The sequence below is a fragment of the Streptomyces sp. NPDC003943 genome (assembly GCF_053605265.1).
The window spans coordinates 1-19,003 of sequence record NZ_JBSGIW010000070.1 but is presented as its reverse complement, the minus strand read 5'-3'; the positions used below and the strand labels follow the sequence as shown (position 1 = coordinate 19,003).

The following is a 19,003-nucleotide window of genomic DNA, read 5'->3' as shown; positions in this document are numbered from 1 at the left end:
AACCGTTTGTTCCCGGGGTAGTTGACAGTCCCGCCGGACACATGCCAGCGTCGAAACGCTTCGATCATCCGGTCGCCGAGCCGAGCCGCCCGAAGGGTGTTCCACGTGAGTTCCGTGTCCGTGTCAGCTGCCGGCCTGCCCGGCTTCCGCAATCCCACGCTCGCCCTGCGGGAGCGTGTCGACGACCTGCTCCAGCGGCTCACGCCCGACGAACGGCTCGCGATGCTGCACCAGTACGCGCCGGCGGTGCCGCGACTGGGGGTCGGCCCCTTCCGTACCGGCAGCGAGGGCCTGCACGGCGTCTCGTGGCTGGGCGTGGCGACGGTGTTCCCGCAGGCCGTCGGCCTGGGCGCCAGCTGGGACGAGGAGCTGGTGCGCCGGGTGGCCGAGGCGGTCTCCACCGAGCTGCGGGCCTTCCACTACCACCGCCCGCCGGCCGTCGGCAGCCCCGAGCGCGGGGCGAACTCCCTGCAGGTCTGGGCCCCGGTGCTCAACCTGCTGCGCGACCCGCGCTGGGGGCGCAACGAGGAGGGCTACTCCGAGGACCCGGTGCACACCGCGCGCATCGGTGAGGCGTTCTGCCGGGGTCTGACCGGCGATCACCCGGACTACCTGCGGGCCGCCCCGGTGCTCAAGCACTTCCTCGCCTACAACAACGAGGACGACCGTTGCACCACCTCCTCCGCCCTGCGCCCGCGCGTGCTCCAGGAGTACGACCTCGCAGCCTTCCGGCCCGTCATCGCCTCGGGCGCCGCGACCGGCGCGATGGCCGCCTACAACCTGGTCAACGGCCGCCCCTGCCACGTGAGTCCGCTGATCGAGACGGAGCTGCGCCGCTGGGCCCGGCCGACCGGGCACGACCTGTTCGTGGTCAGCGACGCCGAGGCCCCGTCCAACCTGGTCGACCCGGAGCACTACTTCGACGACCACGCCGAGTCCCACGCGGCCGCGCTCAAGGCCGGCATCGACAGCTTCACCGACCACGGCGAGGACACGGAGACCGTGGTCGGCCGGCTGCGCGAGGCGCTGGAACGCGGCCTGATCGAGGAGGCCGACGTCGACCGCGCCGTCCGCCGCCAGCTCGAAGTGCGCTTCCGCCTCGGCGAGTTCGACCCCGACCTCGACCCGTACGCCGGGACCGGCCCCGAGGTGATCGACTGCCCCGAGCACCGGGCCCTGGCCCGACAGGCCGCGGTCGAGTCGGCCGTCCTGCTCAAGAACGACGGCCTGCTGCCGCTCGACCCCGCCCGCACGCCGCGGATCGCCGTCATCGGCCCGCTCGCCGACGCGCTCTTCGAGGACTGGTACAGCGGCACCATGCCGTACCAGGTCGGCCTGGCCACCGGCCTCGCCGCGGCCCTCGCCCCGCACGGCGGCGAGATCGTCCGGGTGGAGGGCTGTGACCGGATCGCCCTGCGCTCGCGCACCACCGGTGACCTGCTCGGCAAGACCTCCTTCGACGTGACCGACTGGGGCGGCGGCGCCTCCACGCTGCGCGCCGTCGACAGCGGCCGCTACCTGACCCTCCAGGACGACGAGGGCCTGGCCGCCGACCAGGACGTCATCAAGGCCTGGTTCGTCAAGGAGACCTTCCGGTTCGAACCGGCCGGCGAGGACACCGTGCTGCTGTGCAACGTGTTCACCGGCCGCTACGCCGCGGTGGACCCGACCGACGGCCGGGTGACGGTCACCGCCGAGACCCCGGACGCCGCCGAGCGCTGGCAGCGCGAGCTGCTGCGCGACGGCCGCGCCGAGGCGCGCGAAGCCGCCGCGACGGCGGACGCCGCCGTCGTCGTCCTCGGCAACCACCCGATGATCAACGGCCGCGAGACCGAGGACCGCGCCGACATCCGCCTGCCCGAGGGCCAGGAGGCACTGCTGCGCGCCGTCGCCGAAGCCCGCCCGCAGACGGCACTGGTGCTGATGAGCAGCTACCCCTACGCCGTCGACTGGGCCGACGAGCACCTGCCCGCCGTGGTGTGGACCTCCCACGGCGGGCAGGAGACAGGCCACGCGCTGGCCGCCGTGCTGCTCGGCGAGGCCGAGCCCGCAGGCCGGCTGCCGCAGACCTGGTACCGCGGCGGCGACCCGCTCCCCGCCCCGCTCGACTACGACATCATCAAGGCCGGCTGGACCTACCAGTACCACCAGGGCGCCGCCCTCTACCCCTTCGGCCACGGGCTGTCCTACACCGACATCGCCTACCGCGACCCGCGCCTGTCGCAGCCGTCGATCGGCCCGGACGGCGTGGTCGACCTCACCGTCACCGTGGAGAACCGCGGCGGGCGATCCGGTGGCGACGTCGTCCAGGTCTACGTCCGGGCCCTGGACGCCCGCTACGCGGCGCCCCGGGTGCGCCTGGCCGACTTCCGCAAGGTCCGCCTGGAGCCGGGGGAGACCCGCGAACTGACGTTCCGGCTGCCGGCCGAGCGGTTCGCCCACTGGGACGTCGCCACGGGCGCCTTCGCCGTCGACCCCGGCGACTACGAGGTCGTCGTGGCGCGGTCGGCCGAGGACGAGGTCCTCGTCACGCCGCTCACCGTGACGGGGACGGCGCCCGCTGCCCGCGCCGTCGTCGGACGGACCGTCCGGGCCGTCGACTTCGACGACCACACGGACATCACCGTCGTCGACGCCACCCGCGCCGACGGCGACGCCGTCACGCCCGCCCACCCCGGGCAGCCCGCGACGCTGCTGTTCCGTGAGGCCGACCTCTCCGGCGCCGTCCGGGTCGAGGTCGAGACCGCCCGCGCGGACGGAGCGAACGGCGCTGCCCGGCTGGAGGTCCGGGCCGGCGGCCGGGTGCTGGCCGACATCGACGTGCCGGTGACCGGCGACCGCTACGCCTGGACGACGGTCACGGCCGAACTCGCCGCCCCGCTCGACGGCGTGCACGACCTGAGCCTGACCCTGCACGGCGACTACCGGCTCTCCGTCTTCCGCTTCGCGGCCGGCTGACGCCTCCCGCCCCACAGACCGGCGGCCCGTCCCGGGGGGAAGACGGGCCGCCACCCGTTCCAGCCTGGCTCACCGCCCGGGCGATCCCGCCCGCCACATGGGCGTCGACCCGCAGTCACCAGCCGCCCGGAGGCGGCCCGCACGTCAATGCTCACACCCCACCACCTGACCTCGAACTCGCAGCACCCGGAGGAATCCCTCATGCCCGTCACCGACTTCGGCGTCGACGAACTCGTCGGCTACCGGCCCGAGTCGACCGCCCCACAGGACTTCGACGAGTTCTGGCAGCGCACCCTCGCCGAGGCCCGCTCGCACGGCGGGGCGGTCAAGGCCGAACGCGTCACCGCGCAGTACGGACTGCGCACCGTCGAGGTCGACGACGTGCGCTTCCCCGGCTGGAACGGCGAGCCGGTGGCCGCCTGGCTGCTGCGCCCGCGCGGCGTGGACGGGCCGCTGCCCGTCGTCGTCGGTTACCAGGGGTACGGCTGCGGTCGCGGGCTGCCGACCGAGCACCTGTTCTGGTCCGCCGCCGGCTACGCCCAGCTCGTCGTCGACAGCCGGGGCCAGGGCCACGACACCCCGGACGGGGCCATGGGCGACGCCACCCAGTGGGTCGGGGGCTTCATGACCAAGGGCATCGACTCCCCCGAGAACCACTACTACCGGCGGCTGATGACCGACTGCGTGCGCGCCGTCGACGCCGTCGCGCAGCTGCCCGGTCTCGACGCCGACCGGATCGTCGTGGCCGGCGGCAGCCAGGGCGGCGGCCTGTCCCTCGCCGTCGCCGGACTCATCGGGGACCGGGTGGCCGCCGTGATGCCCGACGTCCCGTTCCTGTGCCACTACCGCGAGGGCGCGCAGACCTCCCTGGACGGTCCGTACCAGGAACTCGTCAAGTACCTGCGCTGGCACAGCCGGCACCGTCTGCAGCCGACCTTCGCGACCCTCGACTACTTCGACGGTGTCCACTTCGCCCAGCGGGCCACCGCTCCGGCCCTGTTCAGCGTCGGCCTGATGGACCCGATCTGCCCGCCCCGGACGGTCTACGCCGCCTTCAACCACTACGCGGGCGAGGACCGCACCATGACGGTGTGGCCGTTCGCCGACCACGCCGGCGGCTGCGGCTCGACCCCGCCCGCCCAGCTGGCCTGGCTGCGCGAGCGCGGGCTGGCACCGGAGCTGTGAGCGCCGTGCCCTCCGGCGCCGGGACACCCGTGACGTCCCCGGCCTTCCCGGAGCTGCCCGCCGGCTTCCGCTTCGGCGCCGCCACCGCCGCCTACCAGATCGAGGGCGCCCACGACGAGGACGGCCGCGGCCCGTCCGTCTGGGACACCTTCAGCCACACCCCGGGCCGCACCCTCGGCGGTGCCACCGGCGACACCGCCTGCGACCACTACCACCGCTACCCGGAGGACATCGCGCTGCTCCGCGGGCTCGGGGTCGACGGCTACCGCTTCTCGATCTCCTGGCCGCGCCTGCTGCCGCAGGGCACCGGCCCGGTCAACCCCAAGGGCCTGGACTTCTACGACCGGCTGATCGACGCACTGCTGGCCGCCGGGATCGCGCCCGCCGCAAGCCTGTACCACTGGGACCTGCCACAGGCCCTGGAGACGCCGCAGAACAGCGGCTCCACCGTGGGCGGCGGCTGGCGGGTGCGGGAGACCGCCGAGGCGTTCGCCGAGTACGCGGCCCTCGCCGCCGACCGCTACGGCGACCGGGTCGAGCGCTGGATCACCCTCAACGAGCCGTTCTGCTCCGCCTTCGTCGGCTACGCCGAAGGCCGGCACGCCCCCGGCGCGCAGGAGGGCCGCGGGGCACTGGCGGCGGCCCACCACCTCCTCGTCGGCCACGGGCTCGCCGTCCAGGCGCTCCACGCGGCGGGCGTGGGACAGGTCGGCATCACGCTCAACCTCGACCGCCTCCACCCCGCCTCCGGCCGGTCCGAGGACCTCGCCGCACTGCGCCGCGCCGAGGTCCTGCACAACGAGGTCTGGACCGAGCCGCTGTTCGCCGGGCGCTACCCCGCGCACGAGGCCGAGACCTGGCCGGGGCTGGCCGACGGTCCCTGGCGCCTGCCGGGAGACCTCGAACTGATCGGCGCGCCGCTGGACTTCGTCGGCATCAACTTCTACCGGCCGGTCACCGTCGCCGCCGCCCCGCACCGCGAGGCCGACCCCGAACTGCGCACCGCCACGGACATCGGCGTCAGCGAACCGAACCCGTACGGCAGCCGCCTCACCACCATGGGCTGGCCCGTCGTCCCGTCCGCGTTCACCGAGCTGCTCACCGGGCTCCACGCCCGCTACCCGCGGCTCCCGCCGCTCTGGATCACCGAGAACGGCTCCGCCGAGGCCGACAGCCTCACCCCCGACGGCCGGGTGCACGACCAGGAACGGATCGACTACCTGGCCGGCCACCTCGCCGCCGTCGCCGCCGCCATCGCCGCCGGGGTCGACGTGCGCGGTTACTACGTCTGGTCCCTGCTGGACAACTTCGAGTGGGCCCGCGGCTACGAGCAGCGCTTCGGCCTGGTCCACGTCGACTACGAAACCCTGACCCGAACGCCCAAGGACAGCTACCACTGGTACCGGGGCCTGATCACCGCGCACCGTGCGCGGACGGAGGAACCTGCCCGATGAAGTTCACCGACGGCTACTGGCTGATGCGCCCGGGTGTCACGGCGCGCTACGCCACCGAGGTCGCCGACCTCCGCACCGGCGAGGACCGGATGACCCTCTACGCGCCCGTCAGACACGTGCGCGGCCGCGGTGACACGCTCAACAGCCCGCTGCTCACCGTCGAGTGCTGGTCCCCGGCCGAGGGCGTGATCGGGGTGCGCGCCACCCACCACGCCGGCTCGGTGCGGCGCGGGCCGGAGTTCGCGCTGCCCGGCGCCGAGCAGGGCGCCGGGAAGGTGCGCCGGGACGGCGACGTCGTGGAACTCTGCTCGGGCGAGCTGACGCTGCGGGTGGACACCTCCAAGCCGTGGCAGCTGGAGTTCACCGCCGACGGCCGGGTGCTGACCTCGGTGGGGGAGCGCGGCACGGGTTTCGTCACCGACGCCGACGGCCGCCACCACATGCTCGGACAGCTCTCGTTGGGCGTCGGCGAGCTGGTCTACGGCCTGGGCGAGCGGTTCACCCCGTTCGTCCGCAACGGCCAGGTGGTGGACATCTGGCAGGCCGACGGCGGCACCAGCAGCGAACAGGCCTACAAGAACGTCCCGTTCCACCTGACCAACCGGGGCTACGGCGTCTTCGTCAACCACCCCGGCAAGGTCAGCTACGAGGTCGGCTCCGAGTCCGTCGGCCAGGTCCAGTTCAGCGTCGAGGACCAGTCGCTGGAGTACTTCGTCGTCCACGGCCCGACCCCCAAGGCGATCCTGGAGCGCTACACCGCGCTCACCGGCCGCCCGGCCCTGCCCCCGGCCTGGGCGCTGGGCCTGTGGCTGACCACCTCCTTCACCACCGACTACGACGAGGCCACCGTCAACGGCTTCGTCGGCGGCATGGCCGAGCGCGGCATCCCGCTGAGCGTCTTCCACTTCGACTGTTTCTGGATGCGCGGGTACCAGTGGAGCGACTTCCACTGGGACCCGGACACCTTCCCGGACCCGGCCGGCATGCTCGCCAGGCTCAAGGAGCAGGGGCTGCGCATCTGCCTGTGGATCAACCCGTACATCGCGCAGAAGTCGGAGCTGTTCGCCGAGGGCATGCGCGAGGGCTACCTCGTGCGGCGCGCGGACGGCACGGTGTGGCAGTGGGACCTGTGGCAGCCGGGCATGGCCCTGGTGGACTTCACCAACCCCGCCGCCCGCGACTGGTACGCCGGCAAGCTGCGCGCGCTGCTGGACGTCGGGGTGGACTGCTTCAAGACGGACTTCGGCGAGCGCGTCCCCACCGACGTGGTCTGGCACGACGGTTCCGACCCGGAGCGGATGCACAACTACTACACCCAGCTGTACAACCAGGCGGTGTTCGAGCTGCTCCGCGAGGAGCGCGGGGAGGGGGAGGCGATGCTGTTCGCCCGCTCCGCCACCGCGGGCGGCCAGCAGTACCCGGTGCACTGGGGCGGCGACTGCGAGTCGCACTTCAACGCCATGGCCGAGTCGCTGCGCGGGGGCCTGTCCCTCGGTCTGTCCGGCTTCGGGTTCTGGAGCCACGACATCGGCGGCTTCGAGGGCACCCCGACCCCGGCCGTGTTCAAGCGCTGGACGCAGTTCGGCCTGCTCTCCTCGCACAGCCGGCTGCACGGCAGCAAGTCCTATCGGGTGCCGTGGGACTTCGGCGCGGAGGCCGTCGCGGTCACCCGCGAGTTCACCCTGCTCAAGCACCGCCTGGCGCCCTACCTCCAGCGCGCCGCGCAGCAGGCGCACGCCACCGGCCTGCCGGTGATGCGCGCGATGGTGCTGGAGTTCCCGGACGACCCGGCCGCCGCCACGCTCGACCGGCAGTACCTGCTCGGCGACGACCTGCTCGTCGCCCCCGTCTTCACCGAGGACGGCACCGTCGAGTACTACGTGCCCGAGGGGACGTGGACCAACATCCTGACCGGCGACCAGGTCACCGGCCCGCGGTGGGTGCGCGAGCAGCACGACTTCCACACCCTGCCGCTGCTCGCCCGCCCCGACTCGGTCATCCCGCTCGGGGCGGACGACCAGCGTCCGGTCTCCGCCTGGGCCGAGGGCGTCGAGCTGCGGGTCCACGCCTTCGGCGACGGCGCCGAGTGCACCGTGGTGATCCCGCGCAGCGCGGGCCCGGGCGAGAGCGCCCGCTTCCACCTGCGCCGCACCGGCGACCGGATCCGGGTGACCACCGACAGCCCGCACTCCTGGCGGCTGCGGATCGGCGGCCCGAGCGGCGCCGTGCACGTCAGCCCGGCGGGTACCCGTGAGGCGGACCTGCCCTACCCGGCCTGAGGCCGGCCCCGACGCGAGGTCACGCGCCACCGCACCGTGGCGCGTGACCTCGACCCCTTCCGCCCGACCCACGCCCGGAAGTGCCGTATGCAGAGCCGCACGAAGCGCCACCTGACGCCCGCCGCGCTCGACGCCCTGCCGCGCGGCTCCGCCGGCGTGGGGTGCCGCCTGGAACACGAGCTGACCGACGGCTGGTCCAACAGTGCCTACCGCGTCCTGCTGGACGACGGCCGACCCGCCGTCGTCAAGCCCGCCCCACCGCCCGACGCACCGGTGCTCCACTACGAGCGGGGCATCCTCGGGACGGAGACGATGGTCTACCGGCGGCTCGCGGACCTGCCGGAGGGCAGCGTCCCGGCACCCGAACTGCTCGACGCGGACGAGGAGTTCATCGTCCTGTGGGATGCTCGCCGACGCCGTCACCCGCCTCCGGGCCCTGGGGTGACGGCCGACCCCGGCCCCGCACGCTGCCGGACCGATGCGACGTACCAACCGGCAGTTGAGGCTGGACCGTCCGTCGATGCGCGATGTCTTGACGGCGTCCTGGCGGCTGGCCATAGTGATGCCCGTTGCGGCACGGGAGGTGTCCGTTCCGTCATCACGCGCGCCCCCTCCGGTGAAAATTGTTAGCGCTAACAAAATCAGTAGCCTTCCTCCTTCCACCCGCGAAGGAGTGCTCGCGGCCGCCCCCTGGAGCTGACGAGCGGGAGCCCGAGCCGGGTCCGGCGACGACGACGAGGGACGGAGCCCGAACCGGACCGCTCACCTCACCCCCCACCTGTGAATGGAGTGCTTCATGATCAAATCGTCGATCCGCAGGGCCGGGCGGGCCCTCCTCGCGGTCGGTGCGACCGCCGCGCTCTCCGTCGGCCTGCTCACCGCCACGGCCGGGACCTCGCAGGCGGCCACCCAGGGTCCGTGCGACATCTACCGCGCCGGTGGCACGCCGTGCGTGGCGGCGCACAGCACCACCCGGGCCCTGTACGGGGCGTACGACGGCCCGCTGTACCAGCTCAGGCGCGCCTCCGACAACGCGACCAGGGACATCGCCCCGCTGAGCGCCGGCGGATACGCCGACGCCGCCGCGCAGGACTCCTTCTGCGCCGGCACCAGCTGCGTCATCACCGTGCTCTACGACCAGTCCGGCAAGGGCAACCACCTCACCCAGGCGCCTGCCGGCGGGGCGGCCGGCGGGCCGGACAACCTCGCCAACGCCTTCGAGGCGCCGGTCACCGTCGGCGGGCACAAGGCGTACGGCGTCTACGTGGCCCCCGGGACCGGCTACCGCAACAACAACACCAACGGCATCGCCACCGGCGACCAGCCCGAGGGCATGTACGCCATCTTCGACGGCACGCACTTCAACGGCGGCTGCTGCTTCGACTACGGCAACGCCGAGACCAACAACCTGGACACCGGCAACGGCCACATGGAAGCCCTCTACTTCGGCAACAACAAGAGCTGGGGCTGGGGCAGCGGCAACGGCCCCTGGGTCATGGCCGACCTGGAGAACGGCCTGTTCTCCGGGGTCAACCGCGGGTTCAACGCCAACGACCCCAGCGTCAACCACCGATTCCTGACCGCCATGCTCAAGGGCGGTCCGAACCAGTGGGCCCTCCGCGGTGGCGACGCCCAGTCGGGCGGCCTGTCCACCTTCTACAACGGCGCACGCCCCAACGCCACCGGCTACAACCCGATGCACAAGGAGGGCGCGATCATCCTCGGCATCGGCGGCGACAACAGCAAGTGGGCCCAAGGCACCTTCTACGAAGGGGTCATGACCCAGGGCTACCCGTCGGACGCCACCGAGAACGCGGTCCAGGCCAACATCACCGCCGCCGGCTACAACAGCGGCTCGACCGGCACCGGCACGCTGACTCCCGGCTCCCGGATCTCCCTGCAGGCCACCACCGCGCCCTGCTGCACCTCGCACTTCCTCCGCCACAACGACGCCGACAACAAGGTCGTCATCTCCAGCACCGGGTCCTCCAGCTCGGCCACCGACAAGGCCGACGCCACCTGGATCGTCCGCGCCGGCCTGGCCAACAGCTCCTGCCTCTCCTTCGAGTCCGCCAACAACCCCGGGCAGTTCCTGCACCACTACGACTACGAGCTCTACCTGGACTTCGACAACGGCGCCGGCGCCTTCGCCCAGGACGCCACCTTCTGCCCCACCAGGGGCAACAGCGGGGTCGGCACCTCCTTCCAGTCCGTCAACTTCCCGGCGAAGTACATCCGGCACTACAACTACACGGCCTACATAGCGAGCAACGGCGGCTCCAACAGCTGGGACAGCGGCACCAGCTGGGCCGCCGACACCAGCTGGCTCATCGCCCAGCCCTGGGGCTGAGCCACCGGGGCAGCACCACCGCGCGCACCGGCCCGCCCCCGCTTCGCCGGCGGTGGCGGGCCGGTCCACGACGAACCGCGTGACACCACCCGACCGACTCCAGGAGCAGAGGAACCGACCCTTGTCCTACAGCATCCGAGCGGGCGCCCTGGAACGGCACACCGCCGCAGAGATCCTCCGTATCGAGCCCTGGGGCCCGGACGCCGTCCGGGTGCGGGCCTCGTCCGGGACCATCGACCCCACCGCCCCCGGTGCGCTGGAGAACCCGCGGCCCGCCCCGCACGCCGAGGTGTCCGTTTCGGACGACGGCTCCGCCCGTCTGGTCAACGGCTGCATCGCCGTCGAGGCCGCGGCGGACGGCCGGCTGCGGTTCGTCGATGCCGCGTCGGGCCGCGAACTCCTCGCCGAGCGCAGCCCGCACGCGCACCATGCCGGCTCCCGCGTCCACGCGACGGGCGGCCGGACGGAGCAGTCCTTCGAGGCCTACGACGGCGAACGGCTGCACGGCCTGGGGCAGCACCTGCACGGGCGCCTGGACCAGAAGGGCTGTGTGATCGACCTCGTTCAGCACAACACCGTGGCGGCCGTCCCCTTCCTGCACTCCTCGCGCGGCTACGGACTGCTGTGGAACAACCCCGCCACCGGCCGCGTCGAACTGGGCGCCGACACCACCCGGTGGACCGCCGACGGCGGCGGGCGCATCGACTACTGGATCACCGCCGGCGACACCCCGGCCCGGATCCTGGACTCCTACACCCGGGCCACCGGCCGTCCGCCCCTCCTCCCCGAGTGGGCGTCCGGCTTCTGGCAGTCGAAACTCCGCTACCGCACCCAGGACGAACTCCTGGCCGTGGCACGGCAGTACAAGGAGCGGGGACTGCCGCTGTCCGTCATCGTCTGCGACTTCTTCCACTGGCCGAGGATGGGCGACTGGCGCTTCGAGGAGAGCGAGTGGCCCGATCCCGCCGCCATGGTCAAGGAACTGTCGGACCTTGGTGTGAAGCTCGCCGTCTCGGTGTGGCCCACCGTCGAGCCCGGAAGCGACGCGTACGAGGAACTGCGCGCGGCCGGACACCTCGTGCGGCACGCGGACGGCGGCCTGCTCACCTTCCCGTGGCCCTCCCGGTTCGGCGGGGATGCCCTGATCCGCCCGATGGCGTACTACGACGCCACCCACCCCGGAGCGCGCGCCGCGCTGTGGCAGCGGCTGAACGACAACTACCGTTCGCTGGGCGTGGCGTGCCTCTGGCTGGACGCCTGCGAACCCGACGTGCCCCCGGGCCTCGCCGAGCGCGCCGTCTACGCGGCAGGGCCGGCCGCCGAGGCCGCGAACCTCTACCCGCTGGAGCATGCCCGCACGGTGGCCGAGGGCCTGCGCGCGGCGGGCGAGGACCGGCCGCTGTCGCTGGTCCGCTCGGCGTGGGCGGGCAGCCAGAAGTACGGCGCCCTGCTGTGGTCCGGCGACATCCCCACGACCTTCGACTCCCTCGGGCGGCAGATCAGGGCGGGGCTGAACGTCGCGATGAGCGGCATCCCCTGGTGGAACACCGACATCGGCGGCTTCTTCGGCGGCGACCCGGACGACCCGGAGTACCGTGAACTGCTGATCCGGTGGTTCCAGTACGGCACCTTCAGCCCGGTCATGCGGCTGCACGGGGACCGCGAGCCCAACCACCCCGCCTTCGCCACGGACATGACCGGCGGGCCGAACGAGGTCTGGTCGTACGGGGAGGAGGCGTACGGCATCCTCCGCGACCACCTGTCGCTGCGCGAGCGCCTGCGCCCGTACCTGCACCGGCTGTCCGAGGACGCCCACCGCACCGGCGCCCCGCCCATGCGTCCGCTGTTCTTCGATTTCCCCGAGGACGAACACGCCTGGGAGGTGGACGACCAGTTCCTGCTCGGCCCCGACCTGCTGGTGGCCCCCGTGTACGAGGCGGGCGTCCGGGCCCGCCGGGTGTACCTGCCGTCCGGCACCCGCTGGCGGGACCCGGCCACCGGCGGTGTGCTGGAGGGCGGAACGACGCTCGACGCCGGGGCCCCGCTGGAGCGCATCCCGGTCTTCGTACGGGAAGGCGCCGACGTCGCGGCCAGTCTCGGCTGGTAGCCCGCCCCCACGTGGGCGGTGTCCTTGAGGTGGTCGTCGTCGTAGGGGCCCTTGAGCACCGGCCCGAGAAGATCCGGTTGCCGACGTGCCGAGCCGGAGCCCGCCGGTCCGCGGCACACCGGCCCGCCCCGACCGCAGGGTCCTGCTCCTGCGGTCGGGGCGGGGAGCCCTGCGGTGGGCGGACGACTACTTCTGCGCGGCCGACGCCTGCGCCTGCGCCTCGACCACCAACGCGTGGCCGGGGCGGTTGGCCAGGCCCGGGGAGGCCAGACCGACCTTGGCCAGGTACCGGCCGGTCAGGGTGAGTGCGGTCGTACGCCGTGCCCAGGCGGGCCAGGTGTCCTCGGGGGAGGAGAGTTCGGGGCGCACCCGCACGGCGTAGCGGGTCGCGGGCTCGAGCCCCGGGAGGCGTACGGGCGCGCCGTTCTCGGCGACGGAGGTGTCCAGTTGGACGTAGGCGAAGACGGCGTGGGTCCGGTCCCGCGAGACGACGCCGTGGACCCAGGCGGCCGGGTCGGGGTGGTCGGTGCGGACGACGTCGCCGCCGTGGAGCAGCGGGCGCAGCTGCTTGTAGGCACTGACCCACGTGGTGAGCGTGTTCAGCTCGTCCTGCGACCAGTTCGAGATGTCGGATTCGATGCCGGCGTGTCCGAACAGGGCGGTGGCGCAGCGGAAGGCGAGCGTGGTGTCGCGGTGGCTGATGTGGGCGGGAGCGGAGCCGATGTGGGAGCCGATCAGCTCGTGGGGCAGGAGCAGGCCGGTCCACCGCTGGATGGCCTGGCGTTCGATCGGGTCGATGTTGTCCGATCCCCAGATCCGGTCGGTGCGTTCGAGGATGCCGAGGTCGGCGCGGGCCCCGCCGGAGGAGCAGGACTCGATCTCCAGCCCGGGGTGGCGGCCGCGCAGTTCGTCCAGGAGCCGGTAGACGGCCGTGGTCTGCGCGTGCACGCCGGGTCGGCCGTCGTGGACGGCGTCGGCGAGGTCGCGGTTGTGGTCCCACTTGATGTAGTCGATGCCCACGTCCCCGACGAGGGTGCTGATCCGCTCCAGCAGGTAGGCGTGGGCGTCGGGGTGCGCGACGTCCAGGACGTGCTGGCTGCGCTGCTCGAACGGGAGGCGGTCGGGGTCGGCGAGGAACCAGTCGGGGTGGGCGCGGGCCAGGTCGGAGTCGGGGTTGACCATCTCGGGCTCGAACCAGAGGCCGAACTGCATGCCGAGCCCGTGGACGTGGTCGGCGAGCGGACGGAGTCCGTCGGGCCACACCTTCTCGTCGACGTACCAGTCGCCGAGGCCGGCCCGGTCGTGGCGGCGGTGCCGGAACCAGCCGTCGTCCACGACGAACCGTTCCACGCCGACCGCCGCCGCGGTGCTCGCTAGGGCGCGTACCCGTTCGGGGTCGTGGTCGAAGTAGACCGCCTCCCAGATGTTCATGGTGACCGGCCGGGCGGTGGCCGGGTGCTGTGGCCGGGCCCGCAGCATGTCGTGGAAGCCTCGGCTGATTCCGTCCAGACCCGTGCCGGAGGTCGCGAAGTACACCCACGGGGTTCGGTAGGACTCGCCCTCCGCCAGCCGGATCTCACCCGCGTCCAGCAGTTCGCCGCCGCCCAGGACCGTCGTCCCGTCGGCCAGCCGCTCCGCGTACTGGACGTGGTTGCCGCTCCAGGCGGGGTGCACGCCCCAGACCTCGCCGTGCCGGAAGCCGAAGCCTCCGGTTCCGGCGAGCAGCAGCCCGGCGTCGAAGCCGGTGCGGCCGCGCCGGTTCTCCCTCGACCAGACGCCCTGCCGCAGCGGGGCGCGCTGCGGGGAGCGCTCACGGGCCCAGCGGCCGGCGAAGTCCAGCAGTTCCGCGGCGTGGGCGGGGACCGGCAGCACGCACGCCAGCACGTCCAGGGTGTAGGTGTCCGTCGCCGTGTTGGTCAGGGTGTGGCGCAGCCGCACCACGCCCTGCTCCGTCATCTGCAGCTCGGTGTCCAGCGCGAGCCCCGCGCCGGGGTCCAGGGCCCGCACGTGGAGGCTGCCGCCCCGGCCGTCCTGGGCGCGTACGGCGACCGGTTCGGAGAGTTCGAAGCGCGTCGGGCGGACCCGGCCGTCGCGGTGCCCGGCGAGGGCCGGACGTCCGAACCAACCCCAGCCCCGCCCCTGGGAGGGCATCAGGCTCCCGGCCTGGTGGCGCGAGGTCCGGCCCATGGCGTCGAGCACCTGCGCGGCGTCGCCGGCGCGGAAGCCGGGATCGACGCCCCAGTGCAGCACCCGGGGCATCTCGGGTCCGGTGGCGTCGAGCGCGAGGGCCGCGTCACCGGCCGACAGCACGACGAGATTCGCCTCGGTCATTTCGTCCTCGTTCAGGGGGTGGTTTTTCGGTTCCGTCAGTTCGGTCAGCGCTCACAAATGCCCTGGGCGGGTCACGCCGCCGATGCGTCGACGATCCGTTCGAAGAAGAACTCGTGTTTGAGGAAGGAGACGTCGTACTCGTGGCCCGGGTACGGCGGGATCAGCTGAGCGGCCTGGAACAGTCGCCAGCCGTCCCGGAGCGCCGCGACTCCCGTCTCGTACGGCGGCTCGTCGCTGTCGCCGGTGGTGGGCGAGGTGCGGCCGGTGCCGTCGTACCTCGCCCAGCCGACGACGTGGGAGTCCAGCGCGGAGTTGGAGAGGTACAGCACCAGTATCTGCTGCCGGGCGGCGTCGGTCGTCATGCCGTCCTCCCCGCGGGGCGGTTGGAGACCCTGGTCACCCAGTGGTCGAGGTCGTAGCTGTCGTCGCCGGTCAGCGCCCGCCACAGCAGGATGCGGTTGTACCGCTCCAGGCGACCGGTCGCCCACTCGTACCACGGGAACATCGCGTCCAACTCCGCGTTCACCTGCGGATCGTGGAGATCCGAGGTGTCCCACAGCCGTTGTTGCCGCTCCGTCGGATTGAAGCGGATCTTGAACATGTAGCGCAGCGTGTCGCTGTCGTTGCGCCGTCCCCCGTGCCAGAGGCCGTGGTGCAGAAACACCACCGTCCCGGCCGGGCAGACCAGCCGGTCCTGGCCGCGCAGGTTCTGGTAGCGGCCGGTGTCCGACTCGTTGGTCCGGCGCAGATGGCTGCCCGGCACGCTGAGGGTGCCGCCCATCTCCAGCGTCACCGCCTGCGGGTAGTACATCATCTGCACGTCGAAGGCGTCCTGCCGGACATCGATGATGGCGTCCCCGTGCAGCGGCTGGGCTTCGCCGCCGTGGGGTTCGCGGGTGTGCACGAAGTGGTGGTCCACCCACGGCTCGACGCCCACCAGGCTGCGCAGCGCCCCTGCGATCCGCGGCAGTTCGAGCAGCCTGCGGACGAACGAGCCTTCGGGGTAGGCCGCGGACAACGGCGTCCCGTACGGCACCGGCGGCACGTCGTCAGCCAGCACCTTCAGGCCCTCGGCGTTCATCTCCGCCGGGACCACCGCGTCCAGCCGCAGCGATCCGCGCGCGACGAAGCGCGCCATCTGCACTGAGCTGAGCAGTTCCTGCCTGTTCTCCATGACGGCCACGCTAGGCCCGCCCGCCGCCCTGCCGGGTGGGCCGAGTTCACCCAGTAGTGGTCGATTCTCACCCTGCCCCCCTGCCGTGAACCGAGGTTCACGACCCTGGATCGTGCTGCGGACGCCGTGGTAGAACACGTGACCATGCACACGGCCATCGCCCATCTCGACGAGCCTCCGGAACTCGCCGCCGTCGGCATCGGCGTGCACGGGCCGGCCGGCCACGTGGACGTGTTCTCGCTGCCGGACCTGTGGCAGCTCCATCTGTACGGCTACGACGCCGACTTGACGGTCGACGGCACCGAGCACGCGATCCGCCCCGGCCGGGTCAGCCTCGTACCGCCCGGGGCCGAAGTCCGCTACCGCTACCGGGGCCGCTCCGAGCACCTCTACGTCCACCTCCGTCTGGGTGCCGGGGGAGCGGCCACGAGCATCCCGGTGATCCAGCAGGCCGGTCCGGAACTGGGTTTCCTCTCCGTGCAGCTGCGGCAGGCGCTGGCCGCCTGGCCGCACACGCCGTCACGGGCGGTCGCCGAGGTGTGGGGTGCCCTGTGGCGGGTCGCCCGGCTCACCCCACCCCAGGGGCGGAGCGCGCAGGCCGTCCACCCCGCGGTGGCGGCCGCAGTGGCCCTGGTCGAGGCGCGGCTGGCGGAGCCCCTGACGGTGGCGGAGATCGCGCGGACGGTCGGCGTCTCCCACAACCACCTGACCCGGCTGTTCCGGGCCGCCACGGGGCAGACGGTGGTCGGCTACATCCGGGCCCGGCGGATGGACCGGGCGAGGCACTTCCTGCGCGCCACCACGCTCTCCATCCCCGCCGTCGCCGCCTCGGTCGGCATTCCCGACCTGCAGGCGTTCAACAAGATCTGCCGTCGTGAACTGGGGGCTTCCCCGCGCGGCATCCGTGCCGCCCGTTCCGTCCGGTAGACACCCTGCGCAGCCTCCGTCATCGAAAGTTGTTGCAGCGGTCTTGACGGGCCCTGGTGGGCGGGTATTGACTCCGCTCGCATTCAAGATCTCGTCTGCCTCCCAACAGGAAGGCTCACTTCGAACTCTGAATTGTTAGCGCTAACATCCGTGCGGAGCTGTACTTCGCCCCTCGCCGACCCGGTTGACGGCGACGCCTTCGCGCACGGCCGGTCGGGGTGTACCCCTCCGCCGGCTCCCTCGCCCCTGCCGGGAGAAGCGCCCGTACGGGACTTCTGAAGCCCGAGGGGCAAGGGCGAGGTTTCCTGCCGGCCGATCCCACCTCCTGGCGCACCGTCAGGTAGCGCGCGTGTCGACGGCAACCAGACCGTGTGGCAGCTCCATCCCTACAGATAGGACATCTCGATGCGTGGACGAAGTTCCCACCGCAGGCCTCTGTCCGTAGTGCTCACCGCCGTGGTTGCGGCCGTGGTGGCGTGTGCGTCGATGCTCGTCGCAGCCCCGGCTCAGGCGGCCACCAGTGGCGCCTTGCGTGGTGTGGGTTCCGGCCGGTGTCTCGATGTGCCGAACGCCAGCCAGAGCGACGGAGCGTTGCTGCAGATCTGGGACTGCTCGGGCGGGACCAACCAGCAGTGGACGTTGACCTCCGGCAACCAGCTGACGGTGTACGGCAACAAGTGCCTGGACGTTCCGGGCCACGCCACCACGGCCGGCACCCGGGTGGAGATCTGGGCCTGCCACGGCGGCGCGAACCAGCAGTGGCGGGTGAACTCCGACGGCTCGGTCGTCGGGGTGGAGTCCGGGCTGTGCCTGGACGTCAGCGGCGGCGGTACGGCCAACGGGACGGCGGTGCAGCTCTGGAACTGCAGTGGCGCCGACAATCAGAAGTGGACCGGCCTGTCAGGGACGGGCACCACGTGTGCTCTTCCGTCGACGTACCGGTGGACCTCGACCGGTCCGCTGGCGGAGCCGGCGAACGGCTGGGCGTCGCTGAAGGACTTCACCGACGTGGTCCACAACGGCAAGCACCTGGTCTACGCGACCTACTCCGACGGATCGTCGTGGAAGTCGATGGGATTCGCTCCCTTCGCGAACTGGTCGGACATGGCCTCGGCCACCCAGACCTCCATGCCCTCGTCCGCGGTGGCGCCCACCCTGTTCTACTTCGCGCCCAAGAACATCTGGGTGCTGGCCTCACTGGGGTGGGGGACCGCCTGGCCCTTCACCTACCGCACGTCCAGCGACCCCACCAACCCCACCGGCTGGTCCGCGCCGCAGCCGCTGTTCACCGGCAGCCTCCCCACCGGCGGCCCGATCGACCCGACCCTGATCGCCGACGACCAGAACATGTACCTGTTCTTCGCCGGTGACAACGGCAGCGTCTACCGGGCGAGCATGCCGATCGGGAACTTCCCCGGCAGCTTCGGCTCCTCGTACACCACGGTCATGAGCGACACGGTGCAGAACCTGTTCGAGGCGCCCCAGGTCTACAAGGTCCAGGGCCAGAACCAGTACCTCATGATCGTCGAGGCTCGGGACGCGAACGAGCATCGCTACTTCCGCTCGTTCACCGCCACCAGCCTGAACGGCTCCTGGACCCCGCAGGCCGCCACCCCGAGCAACTCCTTCGCAAGCCAGGCCAACAGCGGTGCCACCTGGACCAACGACATCAGCCACGGTGACCTGGTCCGCAACAACCCCGACCAGACCATGACCATCGACCCCTGCAACCTGCAGCTCCTCTACCAGGGCAGGAGCCCCTCCTCGGACGGCACTCCCTACCTGCAACTGCCGTACCGGCCGGGCGTGCTCACCCTGCAGCGCTGACCCGCCCGGTTCACCTGAGAGCCGGCACTCAACGCCTTGGGGGACCCCGGCCGTGCGGTGGCCGGGGTCCCTTCCCTGTGCGCGTCCGGTTCCAGGGCGCCTGGTGCCGGACCGCTGTCGCCGAGCGGCGTGCTCGGCGTCGTGGAGGCCACGAAGAGCCCGACGTGTGCCGTCAGCGACATGGTGCCCACGCCGATGACCGGGGTCGGCAGCCGCCACCGTGCTGCGCGGACGGCGCGGGGCCGGTACTGCCGCGCGGAGAGACCGGCGGGGTCAGCTCCGACAGCCCGCACTCCTGGCGGCTGCGGACCGGCGGGCCGAACGGCGCCGTACACGTCAGGCCGGCCGCGCGAGGCGGACCTGCCCTACCCGGCCTGAGGCCGGCCCAGGCACGAGGCCCCGCGCGCCACC

The 19,003-nt window shown here is 72.3% G+C and carries 12 protein-coding genes; 9 read left to right on the top strand and 3 right to left on the bottom strand.

The window, feature by feature from the left end; translation table 11 throughout:
• Window positions 1–105: 105 nt before the first annotated feature.
• The 7 genes from ACWEV0_RS25625 (at window position 106) to ACWEV0_RS25595 (ending at window position 12,333) form a co-directional block, all read left to right on the top strand.
• Window positions 106–2,958: a glycoside hydrolase family 3 C-terminal domain-containing protein gene (locus ACWEV0_RS25625; protein ID WP_453151807.1), complete on the top strand. Its 2,853-nt coding sequence runs from the start codon at window positions 106–108 to the stop codon at window positions 2,956–2,958.
• A 201-nt stretch (window positions 2,959–3,159) separates the two neighbouring features.
• The gene (locus ACWEV0_RS25620; protein ID WP_453151806.1) at window positions 3,160–4,143 is read left to right on the top strand and encodes an acetylxylan esterase; all 984 of its coding nucleotides are present in this window, start codon (window positions 3,160–3,162) and stop codon (window positions 4,141–4,143) included.
• Window positions 4,140–5,597 (top strand): GH1 family beta-glucosidase, encoded by a 1,458-nt coding sequence (locus ACWEV0_RS25615; RefSeq protein ID WP_453151805.1) that lies wholly within the window; start codon window positions 4,140–4,142, stop codon window positions 5,595–5,597. Before ACWEV0_RS25620 ends, ACWEV0_RS25615 begins: the two co-directional genes overlap by 4 nt.
• Window positions 5,594–7,876 carry an alpha-xylosidase gene (gene yicI / locus ACWEV0_RS25610; protein ID WP_453151804.1) on the top strand — a complete coding sequence of 761 codons (2,283 nt, stop codon included), beginning with the start codon at window positions 5,594–5,596 and terminating at the stop codon, window positions 7,874–7,876. Before ACWEV0_RS25615 ends, yicI begins: the two co-directional genes overlap by 4 nt.
• An 87-nt stretch (window positions 7,877–7,963) precedes the next feature.
• Window positions 7,964–8,506: a phosphotransferase gene (locus ACWEV0_RS25605; protein WP_453151803.1), complete on the top strand. Its 543-nt coding sequence runs from the start codon at window positions 7,964–7,966 to the stop codon at window positions 8,504–8,506.
• Between the two features lie 166 nt (window positions 8,507–8,672).
• Complete coding sequence (locus ACWEV0_RS25600; RefSeq protein ID WP_453151802.1) at window positions 8,673–10,226, top strand: alpha-L-arabinofuranosidase B; 1,554 nt, start codon at window positions 8,673–8,675, stop codon at window positions 10,224–10,226.
• A 121-nt stretch (window positions 10,227–10,347) separates the two neighbouring features.
• Entirely contained in the window at window positions 10,348–12,333 is a 1,986-nt protein-coding gene (locus ACWEV0_RS25595) for a glycoside hydrolase family 31 protein (protein ID WP_453151800.1), read from the top strand.
• A gap of 186 nt (window positions 12,334–12,519) precedes the next feature.
• Here the strand turns inward: ACWEV0_RS25595 and ACWEV0_RS25590 are convergent, their stop codons facing one another.
• From ACWEV0_RS25590 to ACWEV0_RS25580, 3 genes are all read right to left on the bottom strand, one after another.
• Window positions 12,520–14,664, bottom strand: coding sequence for an alpha-galactosidase (locus ACWEV0_RS25590; protein WP_453151799.1), 2,145 nt, complete (start codon window positions 14,662–14,664; stop codon window positions 12,520–12,522).
• A gap of 71 nt (window positions 14,665–14,735) precedes the next feature.
• Entirely contained in the window at window positions 14,736–15,026 is a 291-nt protein-coding gene (locus tag ACWEV0_RS25585; protein ID WP_453151798.1) for a hypothetical protein, read from the bottom strand.
• Window positions 15,023–15,838 (bottom strand): phytanoyl-CoA dioxygenase family protein, encoded by an 816-nt coding sequence (locus tag ACWEV0_RS25580; RefSeq protein WP_453151797.1) that lies wholly within the window; start codon window positions 15,836–15,838, stop codon window positions 15,023–15,025. Before ACWEV0_RS25580 ends, ACWEV0_RS25585 begins: the two co-directional genes overlap by 4 nt.
• Window positions 15,839–15,982: 144 nt before the next feature.
• Here ACWEV0_RS25580 and ACWEV0_RS25575 point away from each other — a divergent pair, with 144 nt between their 5' ends.
• Window positions 15,983–16,765, top strand: a complete 783-nt coding sequence (locus ACWEV0_RS25575) for a helix-turn-helix transcriptional regulator (protein WP_453151830.1) — start codon at window positions 15,983–15,985, stop codon at window positions 16,763–16,765.
• Between the two features lie 405 nt (window positions 16,766–17,170).
• A complete protein-coding gene (locus tag ACWEV0_RS25570; protein WP_453151796.1) occupies window positions 17,171–18,592 on the top strand; it encodes a non-reducing end alpha-L-arabinofuranosidase family hydrolase in 1,422 nt (473 codons plus the stop codon).
• Window positions 18,593–19,003: the final 411 nt, after the last annotated feature.

Bases quoted from the DNA above. Each gene is read 5' to 3' on its own strand.
- ACWEV0_RS25620 (WP_453151806.1), top strand. From the start codon at position 3,160: ATGCCCGTCACCGACTTCGGCGTCGACGAACTCGTCGGCTACCGGCCC.
- yicI (WP_453151804.1), top strand. From the start codon at position 5,594: ATGAAGTTCACCGACGGCTACTGGCTGATGCGCCCGGGTGTCACGGCG.
- ACWEV0_RS25605 (WP_453151803.1), top strand. From the start codon at position 7,964: ATGCAGAGCCGCACGAAGCGCCACCTGACGCCCGCCGCGCTCGACGCC.
- ACWEV0_RS25600 (WP_453151802.1), top strand. From the start codon at position 8,673: ATGATCAAATCGTCGATCCGCAGGGCCGGGCGGGCCCTCCTCGCGGTC.
- ACWEV0_RS25590 (WP_453151799.1), bottom strand. From the start codon at position 14,664: ATGACCGAGGCGAATCTCGTCGTGCTGTCGGCCGGTGACGCGGCCCTC.
- ACWEV0_RS25585 (WP_453151798.1), bottom strand. From the start codon at position 15,026: ATGACGACCGACGCCGCCCGGCAGCAGATACTGGTGCTGTACCTCTCC.
- ACWEV0_RS25580 (WP_453151797.1), bottom strand. From the start codon at position 15,838: ATGGAGAACAGGCAGGAACTGCTCAGCTCAGTGCAGATGGCGCGCTTC.
- ACWEV0_RS25575 (WP_453151830.1), top strand. From the start codon at position 15,983: ATGCACACGGCCATCGCCCATCTCGACGAGCCTCCGGAACTCGCCGCC.
- ACWEV0_RS25570 (WP_453151796.1), top strand. From the start codon at position 17,171: ATGCGTGGACGAAGTTCCCACCGCAGGCCTCTGTCCGTAGTGCTCACC.